The organism is Kitasatospora sp. NPDC058115 (assembly GCF_042884635.1).
In the GTDB taxonomy this organism is placed as follows: Bacteria; Actinomycetota; Actinomycetes; order Streptomycetales; family Streptomycetaceae; genus Kitasatospora.
The window spans coordinates 191078-192367 of record NZ_JBHVTL010000019.1; the positions used below are offsets into that span (position 1 = coordinate 191078).

Genomic DNA, 1290 nt, shown 5'->3' on the forward strand with positions numbered 1-1290 from the left:
GGCCCCTGGGTGGTGAGGTTCAGATGGTGCCGAACTCGCCGGCCTGGACGGCGGTGACGAAGGATTGCCAGGCGTCGGCGGGGAAGACGAGGGCGGGGCCTTGGGGGTCCTTGGAGTCGCGGACGGGCATGACGCCGGTGTAGCCGTCAGCGACCTCGATGCAACCGCCGCCACCGTTGCTGTGCGTGCTCTTGCGCCACCCGGCGCCCGACAGATCAACGAGCATGATGTTCAAGTTCCTTCCGTACCTGATGAATTATGGCCAGGCTGTCTGCCCGGGAGAGTGCGTCCACCTGTAGCCGATCGTACTTTCTCGCCCAGCCTGAGACAGTTTCGGCGTCCTGCTCCAAGTAGCCTCGTTGCAGCGTCTCGGTGTACCCGACCATCGTCCGGTTGGGCAGGGTGAGCAGAGTGACGGCATGGGAGAGGGGGCGGTCCTCGCCCATGCGGTAGGGCGCTATCTGAAGCACGACGTTTGGTCGTGCGGACAGGTCCGCCAAGTGGGTCAACTGCTGCGCCATGACATCGGTACCTCCGATCGGCCGTTGCAGGACGCCTTCATCAAGCACGGCATGGATCGTCAGAGTCCGATCCAGAAGCTTCTGCCGTACAGCGAGAACACGGAGTCGCTCGTCGGCTTGGGCGCGAGTGGCCTCCCCCCGACGCACGATGGCGGATTCGTAGGCTGCCGAGTACTCATGATGCTGCAAGACGCCCGGCACCATGCCCGTCTCGAAGAGCCGTATGCCGATGGCTTCGCGCTCCTTGTTGGCGTACTCAGGGAATCCCGGGATCAATGCCCCGTTCTTCCAACTCCACCACAGCAGCTCCAGGGCGCCACCGGCTTCCAGCGCCTCGTCGGCCCGCTGTACGAACTTTAAGCTCGGAGCCTGCTTAGCCGTTTCCACGTTCGAGATGTAGACGCTGGAGTATCGAACCTCTGTGCCGAGTTCGACCTGAGTCATGCCGCGCGCCTCCCTCAACCTGCGAAGTTGAACGGCGAAAGCCGCAAGCGGAGATGACGTGGGGTCAAGTGTGATGCGCTTCAAGATCGCTCCACTTAAAGCACTGGGAACTAGAGAGTTGAAGACCTTCCGATCGTAGCGCCTTCAGCTCCACCATGGATACGGGTCGTAGTGATCACGATGCACAGCGCAACCAGGAGCCCCCATGCCCAGTCACCCCCGCATGCCCGTTTACGCCCCCACCGTCGGGGAAGTCGTCCGGGACCTCGGACACCGGGACTTCTCCGGCAATCCCGTCGAGGCCGTCTACATGGACACCCTCGCC

General features: G+C 63.0%; 2 protein-coding genes. Both read right to left on the reverse strand.

The window, feature by feature from the left end; genetic code table 11:
- Nucleotides 1–19: 19 nt before the first annotated feature.
- A complete protein-coding gene (locus tag ACFVVL_RS21480) occupies nucleotides 20–226 on the reverse strand; it encodes a DUF397 domain-containing protein (RefSeq protein WP_387677525.1) in 207 nt (68 codons plus the stop codon).
- Nucleotides 216–1049, reverse strand: a complete 834-nt coding sequence (locus ACFVVL_RS21485; protein WP_387677527.1) for a helix-turn-helix domain-containing protein — start codon at nucleotides 1047–1049, stop codon at nucleotides 216–218. The genes ACFVVL_RS21480 and ACFVVL_RS21485 overlap by 11 nt, the downstream gene beginning before the upstream one ends.
- Nucleotides 1050–1290 lie beyond the last annotated feature (241 nt).

Excerpts from the sequence above, each read along its gene's own strand:
- ACFVVL_RS21480 (WP_387677525.1), bottom strand. The coding sequence starts at position 226 with ATGCTCGTTGATCTGTCGGGCGCCGGGTGGCGCAAGAGCACGCACAGC.